This window comes from Roseomonas rosulenta, assembly GCF_016106005.1.
Taxonomy (GTDB): domain Bacteria; phylum Pseudomonadota; class Alphaproteobacteria; order Acetobacterales; family Acetobacteraceae; genus Neoroseomonas; species Neoroseomonas rosulenta.
On record NZ_JACADR010000021.1, the window covers coordinates 25,455 to 32,171 of the forward strand.

General features: G+C 70.7%; 7 protein-coding genes. 5 read left to right on the forward strand and 2 right to left on the reverse strand.

The window, feature by feature from the left end; translation table 11 throughout:
• Positions 1-1,080 carry a pyrimidine utilization protein A gene (rutA, locus tag HW578_RS05160; RefSeq protein WP_198369477.1) on the reverse strand — a complete coding sequence of 360 codons (1,080 nt, stop codon included), beginning with the start codon at positions 1,078-1,080 and terminating at the stop codon, positions 1-3.
• A gap of 158 nt (positions 1,081-1,238) precedes the next feature.
• On the opposite strand from rutA, the gene HW578_RS05165 reads away from it, so the two are divergent.
• A complete protein-coding gene (locus HW578_RS05165; protein WP_198369478.1) occupies positions 1,239-2,150 on the forward strand; it encodes a polysaccharide deacetylase family protein in 912 nt (303 codons plus the stop codon).
• 187 nt (positions 2,151-2,337) lie between these two features.
• Here HW578_RS05165 and HW578_RS05170 read toward each other — a convergent pair whose 3' ends face one another.
• Positions 2,338-3,321, reverse strand: a complete 984-nt coding sequence (locus HW578_RS05170; RefSeq protein WP_198369479.1) for a Bug family tripartite tricarboxylate transporter substrate binding protein — start codon at positions 3,319-3,321, stop codon at positions 2,338-2,340.
• 413 nt (positions 3,322-3,734) lie between these two features.
• Between HW578_RS05170 and HW578_RS05175 the strand changes: the two genes are divergently transcribed.
• Genes HW578_RS05175 through HW578_RS28185 form a run of 4 tightly spaced genes read left to right on the forward strand, consistent with a single transcriptional unit; the run spans position 3,735 to position 6,686 of the window.
• Positions 3,735-4,910, forward strand: a complete 1,176-nt coding sequence (locus HW578_RS05175) for a glutathionylspermidine synthase family protein (protein WP_198369480.1) — start codon at positions 3,735-3,737, stop codon at positions 4,908-4,910.
• Between the two features lie 6 nt (positions 4,911-4,916).
• Positions 4,917-6,101, forward strand: a complete 1,185-nt coding sequence (locus HW578_RS05180) for a glutathionylspermidine synthase family protein (protein WP_198369481.1) — start codon at positions 4,917-4,919, stop codon at positions 6,099-6,101.
• A 27-nt stretch (positions 6,102-6,128) separates the two neighbouring features.
• On the forward strand, positions 6,129-6,554 hold the full coding sequence (locus HW578_RS05185; RefSeq protein ID WP_198369482.1) for a DUF350 domain-containing protein: 426 nt from the start codon (positions 6,129-6,131) through the stop codon (positions 6,552-6,554).
• A gap of 9 nt (positions 6,555-6,563) precedes the next feature.
• A complete protein-coding gene (locus HW578_RS28185) occupies positions 6,564-6,686 on the forward strand; it encodes a hypothetical protein (protein WP_255528972.1) in 123 nt (40 codons plus the stop codon).
• Positions 6,687-6,717 lie beyond the last annotated feature (31 nt).

Genomic DNA, 6,717 nt, shown 5'->3' on the forward strand with positions numbered 1-6,717 from the left:
TCATGCCGCGAGGGCGCGCCCCTGCCGGCAGGCCATCAGCGGCTGGATGCGCGTGCCGAAGGCGTCGAGCCCCGCCAGGAAGTCGTCGAAGGTCAGCATGATGCCCTTCACGCCGGGCATCGCCGCGACCTCGTCCAGCATGCGCGCGACATTTGCGTAGGAACCTACCAGCGTGCCCATGTTGAAATTGATGGGCGAGGGCGCGCGCAGGAAGGACGCCGCCATCGAGGTCTGGTCGAGTGCGGTGTCCTCCGCCGCCTTGCCGAGCAGATGCGCGAGCGCGTCCTTGTCGGCCCCCTGGTTGTAGAGGTCCCACTTCGCCATCGCGGCCGCATCCGTCTCGTCGGCGATGATCATGTAGAGCATGTAGGCGCCGACATCGCGCCCGGTCCTGGCCGCATGCTGCAGCACGCGCGCGGGGACCGAGGCCGCCTTGGTCGGTTCGTTGACGCCCTCGCCCAGGCAGAAATTGTAGTCGCAGTACTGCGCGGCGAATTCCATGCCGCGATCCGACTGTCCGGCCGCCACCACCTTGATCGGCGCCTTGGGGCGCGGGCTGAGCACGCACTTGTCCATCTGGAAGTACTCGCCCTTGAAGTCGGACAGGCCGGTGCCCCAGAGCTCGCGCAGGATCCGCACATATTCCGTGCTGTAGTCGTATCGCTTGCCGAAGTGCTGGTCACCGGGCCAGAGGCCCATCTGGGTGTATTCGATCTTGTGCCAGCCCGAGACGATGTTCACGCCGAAGCGCCCGCCCGAGATGTCGTCGATGGTGGCGGTCATGCGCGCGACCATCGCCGGCGGCAGCGTGAGCACCGCGGTCGAGGCGAACAGCCGGATGCGCGAGGTGACGGTCGCGAGCGCCGACATCAGCGTGAAGGATTCGAGGCCGTGGTCCCAGAACTCGGTCTTTCCGCCGAAGCCGTGCAGCTTGATCATCGACAGCGCGAAGTCGAGCCCGTAGCCCTCCGCCTTCTGTACCACCGCCTTGTTCAGCTCGAAGGAGGGCATGTACTGCGGCGAGGTGGCCGAGATGATCCAGCCGTTGTTGTTGATGGGGATGAAGACGCCGATGTCCATCGCGGGCTCCTGGCTCCATGGGGCCACGCCGTCCCTGCGCGGCCCGGCGCCGGCGGACTGGACGTGGCGGATTGACCGCCGCGCATCGCGTGACGCGGCGGATTGACCGCCGCGGAACCGCAAGTAGCGTGCCAGGACGACCGGCACGGAGACGAACGATGAGCGAGAGCAAGCCAGGCCCCTGGGAATGGGAGGAGCCGCACTGGCGGCGCATCGTCGGGCGCGCGCGGGCCGGGCGCTCGCTGGCGCCGGCGTCCTGGCCCGGCAGGGCGCGCTGCGCCGTCAGCCTGTCCTTCGACGCCGACCACGAGACCATCCCGCTGCGCGATTCCGATGAGAGCCCCATGCGCATCAGCCAGGGGCAGTACGGCGCGCGCCAGGGCGTGCCGCGTATCCGCGCGCTGCTGGCGCGGCATGGCGTGAAGGCTTCGTTCTTCTACCCGGCCGTCTCGGCGCTGCTGCACCCGGAGGAGGTGCGCGCGGTGGCCGACGATGGCCACGAGATCGGCATCCATTCCTGGATCCACGAGGCGAACACGCAGCTGCCGCCAGGTGTGGAGCGCGACCTCACCTTCCGCGCCGCCGACACGCTGGAGAAGCTGACCGGTCGGCGCCCGGTGGGCATCCGCACCGCGTCTTGGGATTTCTCGGTCGACACCATGTCGATCATCCAGGAGCTCGGCCTGCTGTATGATTCATCGCTGATGGCCGATGACGATCCCTATGAGCTCGAGGTGCAGGGCCAGCCGACCGGCATCGTCGAATTGCCGCCCGAATGGATCCGCGACGACGCGGTGTATTTCAACATGCTGCGCTTCTCGGCGCTGCGCCCCTACACGCCGCCCTCGGCGGTGGAGGAGATCTTCCGTGCCGAGTTCGAGGGCGCGCTGGCCGAGGGCGGGCTGTTCCTGCTGACCATGCACCCGCACGTGATCGGCCATCGCAGCCGCATCGCGCTGCTCGACCGCCTGGTGACGCTGATGAAGGGCACGCCCGGCGTGTGGTTCGGCACGCATGAGGAGGTGGCGCGCTGGTGCGCCGCGCAGGCCGGACTGACGCCGCGCACCTGACGCTACAGAGCCACTTCGGATCGCGGCCGTGCCGCGATCCGGGAGCGCACGGCGCGACCGCGCCCAGACCGCCAGCCGCCCCCAGCGCGGCACTCCACGGCGCGGAGGCAAGGGCCGCGGATGCGGCCCGCCCGCCGTCTGAGGGCAAGACAAATACTTCAGGATCGCGGCTTCGCCGCGATCCTGCTCACGTCACGACAATGTTGAACTGCCGCGCCACCGCGGTCCATTCGCCGATCTGCTCGTTCATCGTGGCGATGAAGTCGTTGCCGAGCAGCGTGGGCGTGCGCGGCAGGGTCTGCAGCTCCTCGAAGCGCGTCATCAGCTCGGCGCGCGCCAGCAGCTGCGGGATAAGCGCGGACAGCCGCTCCACGATCGGCTGCGGCAGGTTCTTCGGCCCCGACAGCCCGAGCCACTGCGCCGAGGTCAGCCGCGGATAGCCGAGCTCCGCGAAGGTCGGGATGTTCGGGAAGGCCGCCAGGCGCTGCGGCGTCGAGATTGCGAGGGCGCGCAGCACCCCATCCTTCAGCAGCTGCACGTTGGTGGTGATCGGGTCGATGATCGACTCGATCTGGTTCGCCATCAGGTCCTGCATGGCAGGCGCGGAGCCGCGATAGGGCACGTGGTCGAGGTTGGGCGCATTGGCCGCCCCGGTGAGCATCGCCCCCAGCAGGTGCGGCGCCGAGCCGATGCCCGAGGACCCGTAGCGCACCGGCCGGGTGCGCGCCGCGGTCAGATACTGGTCGAGCGTCTGGTAGGGCGAATTGGCCCGCACCAGCAGCACGTTCGAGGCTTCGACCAGCAGGCCCATATGGGTGAAGTCGGTGACCGGGTTGAACGGCAGCGTCGGCATGGTCGCGGCCGAGAAGACATGCACCGAGGCATGGCTGACCAGCAGCGTGTAGCCATCGGCCGGCTGCTTCGCGACGAAGTCGGTGCCGATCACGCCGCCGGCGCCGGCGCGGTTTTCGACCACGACAGTCTGGCCCAGCGCCTGGGACAGGGCCGGGGCCATCAGGCGGCTGACGGTGTCCACCAGGCCGCCCGGGGGAAACTGGGCGACCAGGCGGATCGACCCGCGGGTCGGCCAGGCGCCCGACTGCGCGGCGGCGATGCGCGGCGCGCCGAGCGCCCCGGCCGCGGCGAGCCCAAGAAGTGAGCGACGATTCATGATCCTGCTCCCTGTCCAGTCGCGGGGGCCGCTAGATGACCGCGGAACAGGCACCCACTGCCTGGTCCGGACCTGCGCCCCGGCGTCGCGACAGACACTGGCAAGAGGCGTGCCGCGACCTCAGGAGGGACGCGTCCGCCATCATCGAGGGCGGCCCAAGGGGTCCAGGTGGACGTCGGGTCCCGCGCAGGTCGGTGACGGCTGGGCGGCCCGGCACCTCGGCCGCGCCCGTGCCCGGCGCCAGGATGCGGCGTCGCAAGCGTCGCGCGGCCGCATCGCTCTGTTGGCGTGCACCGGTGGGCGACCGTCGCCCGCGCAAGGGCCGTCGCGCCACACCCGCCGCGCGGCGCGGAGCGATGCCCGGGCTGCGACGCTTCCATCACGGCATCCGGCGCGGTCTAGACTGCCGGCCCATGGGAGACCGCCCGCCCGCCATCGCCCGCCGCACCCTGCGGCGCGACGACGCCTTCCCGCTGCGCGCCGAGGCCCTCGGCTTCCGCTTCCACTCGCCCGACGCGCGCGAGTACTGGACGCGCGATGCCTGCTACGCGCTGACGCCCGAAGCGATCGCCGCGCTCGAGGACGCGGCGCGCGAGCTCCACGCCATGATCGACGCTGCCGTCGAGACCGTCGTGCGCCGCGGCGACTACGTCGCCTTCGGCTTCACCGACCGCCTGGCCGCGCTGGTCGAGGCCTCGCACCGCGCCGGCGAGCCCTCGCTCTATGGCCGCTTCGACTTCCGCCTGAGCCCCGATGGCGGCATCAAGCTGTTCGAATTCAATGCCGAGACGCCCGCCGCGCTGCTCGAGGCCGCTGTCGTGCAGCTCGCCTGGTTCGAGGAGACGCCGCCCGGCCCCGCGACGCGCCCGGGCAGCGACCAGTGGAACCGCATCGATGACGCGCTGGTGGCGCGCTGGCCGGAACTCCGCCTGCCGCACCTGGTGCACTTCGCCGCCGAGCACGAGCGCGAGGACGAGGTGGCGCAGGTCGCCTACCTGATGGCGACCGCGCAGGCCGCCGGCCACGAGGCGGCCTTCCTGCCGGTCGAGGACATCTCCTGGCAGCAGGAGGCGGGCTTCGTGACGCCGCAGGGCACGCCGCTGCGCGCCTGCTTCAAGCTCTACCCCTGGGACTGGCTCGATGCCGAGGAAGGCGGCCGCCTGCTGCCGCTCGGCCGCACGCGCTGGATCGAGCCCGCACGGCGCATGATCGCCGCGAACAAGGCGATCCTGGTCACATTGTGGGAGATGTTCCCGCGCCATCCTCTGCTACTGCCGGCATCGCTCGACCGCGCCGCGATCGACGGGCCGGCGATCGGCAAGCCCGCGCTCGGGCTCGAAGGGCACGGCATGCGCGTGGAGGGTGTCGCGGGGGATGTCTCGACCGAGATCGCGGAGGGTTTGCCACCCTCGCCCACCATCTGGCAGGCTTGGGCGCCGCTGCCGGGGCACGCGACGCCGCAAGGCGACGCCTTTCCCGTCATGGGCGTCTGGATGGTGGGCGACGAGCCGCGGGGGCTCGGCATACGGGAGGGGGACGGGCTGGTGACGACGCTCGAGGACCGCTTCGTGCCGCATGTGGTGCTGTAGCGCCGCATGACCTACCCACCCTTCCAGCGCGTCCCGGTGCGCACACCGCGCGAGGCCGAGGACCGGCTACGCGAGCTCGGCATGCTCGCCCCCAATGCCGAGGGCACGCCGTGGTGGGTGACGGATGCCGCCTACCTGATCGATGCCGCGCTGGTCGACCGTGTGTTCGAGGCCGCGAAGGGCATCCAGAGTCGCTGCTACGCCGCGGTCGCGGCGATCGTCGGCAGCGGCGACTTCTCCTATTTCGGCATCCGCAACCCGGCCATGCAGGTCGCCATCGCGCGCTCCTGGGCGGCCAAGGATTCGCCGATGCACGGGCGGATGGACTTCTCCTTCGCGCCCGACGGCACGCCCATGCTGCTCGACTACGAGGCCGATTCGCCCTTCGGCCTGGCCGAGGCAGGGCACGTGCAATGGGCCTGGTTCGAGGCCTGGCAGGAGGCCGAGGGCAAGGCCTCCGACAGCCAGGAGAACCTGATCTACGAGACCTTCATCAAGCACCTGCCGCGCTCCGGCCTGCCCACGCGCTTCGCCATCGCCGTGGGCGGCGACACGGTGCCCGATGGCCGCCCGGCCGACACCGGCGAGCGCTTCGACGCCGAATTCATCGCCGAGATGGCGGTCGAGGCCGGGCTGCGCCCCTCCATCTGCTCGATCGGCCAGGTCGGCTGGGACCTCGATGCCAAGGCCTTCACCGACGAAGCCGACGAGCCGCTGCAGGCGATGGTCAAGATCTACCCCTGGGACTGGATGGAGGACGAACCCAACGTGGACGTCCTGCCGGAGTGCCGCACGCGCATCCTGCCCGGCGCCTGGACGCGCCTGCTCGCCGACAAGACCATGATGGCGCTGCTCTGGCACCAGGCGCCCGGCGCGCCGAGCCTGCTGCCCACCTTCCTCGAGCGCCCGGCGCAGGGGTCGATGGTGGCCAAGCCGCGCCGCGGCTGGGATGGCGAGCATGTCTACCTGCCCGGCCAGACGCCCGGCGTGGTGCCCGAGGAGGCGATGGGCCCGCTGCTGTTCCAGGCGCATTGCCCGCTGCCCCAGTTCCGCACCAATGCCGGGGAGGTGCACGCCAACCTCTCGGTCTGGATGATCGGCGGGGAGCCCGCCGGCATCGCCTTTCGCGAATCGCGCGGCCCCGTCACCGGCCCCGCCGCGCGCTTCGTGCCGCACATCCTGCGCGGCTGACGCGCGCCAAGAAGGAAGCAACCGGGAATGTCCGCCGCCGAGATCCTCAGCCTCTTCCCCTCCACCTTCCTCAGCTTCCTGGTCGCCTTCTCGCTCGGCGCGGTGTTCTGGATCGCGGGGCTCGTGGTCGTCTCGCTGATCACGCCGCATGCCGAACTGACGCTGCTGCGCGCGGGCAACCTGCCCTGCGCGCTCGCCTTCGGCGGCAAGGCGCTCGGCATGGTGCTGCCCATCGCCGCGGTGGCGCGCACCGCGGCCGGGCCGCTCGACCAGATCATCTGGTGCATCGTGGCGGTGGCGGTGCAGCTGGTGGTGCACCTCATCCTGACCACGTTGCTGGAGGGCCGCCTCAAGGAGGAGATCGAGGCCGACAAGCTCGGCGGCGGTGCGGTGTTCATCGCCTTCATGCAGGTCGGCGCGGGCGTGCTGAACAACGCCGTCATGTCGGGCTGAAGCGTGCCGATGACGCAGCCGCCGAGCCACCGCCGATCCCGCACCGTGCGCGCCGCGGCGCTGGTCACGCTTGGCCTCGGCGCGGCGGGCTGCGACGAGACGCCGCCGGGCGAACTGCCCGGCGCGGCGTGATCTGATGAGCACACGTTTCAACTCTTGTCAC

Bases quoted from the DNA above. Each gene is read 5' to 3' on its own strand.
- HW578_RS05170 (WP_198369479.1), bottom strand. From the start codon at position 3,321: ATGAATCGTCGCTCACTTCTTGGGCTCGCCGCGGCCGGGGCGCTCGGC.
- HW578_RS05180 (WP_198369481.1), top strand. From the start codon at position 4,917: ATGACCTACCCACCCTTCCAGCGCGTCCCGGTGCGCACACCGCGCGAG.
- HW578_RS05185 (WP_198369482.1), top strand. From the start codon at position 6,129: ATGTCCGCCGCCGAGATCCTCAGCCTCTTCCCCTCCACCTTCCTCAGC.
- HW578_RS28185 (WP_255528972.1), top strand. From the start codon at position 6,564: ATGACGCAGCCGCCGAGCCACCGCCGATCCCGCACCGTGCGCGCCGCG.
- HW578_RS05175 (WP_198369480.1), top strand. From the start codon at position 3,735: ATGGGAGACCGCCCGCCCGCCATCGCCCGCCGCACCCTGCGGCGCGAC.
- HW578_RS05165 (WP_198369478.1), top strand. From the start codon at position 1,239: ATGAGCGAGAGCAAGCCAGGCCCCTGGGAATGGGAGGAGCCGCACTGG.
- rutA (WP_198369477.1), bottom strand. From the start codon at position 1,080: ATGGACATCGGCGTCTTCATCCCCATCAACAACAACGGCTGGATCATC.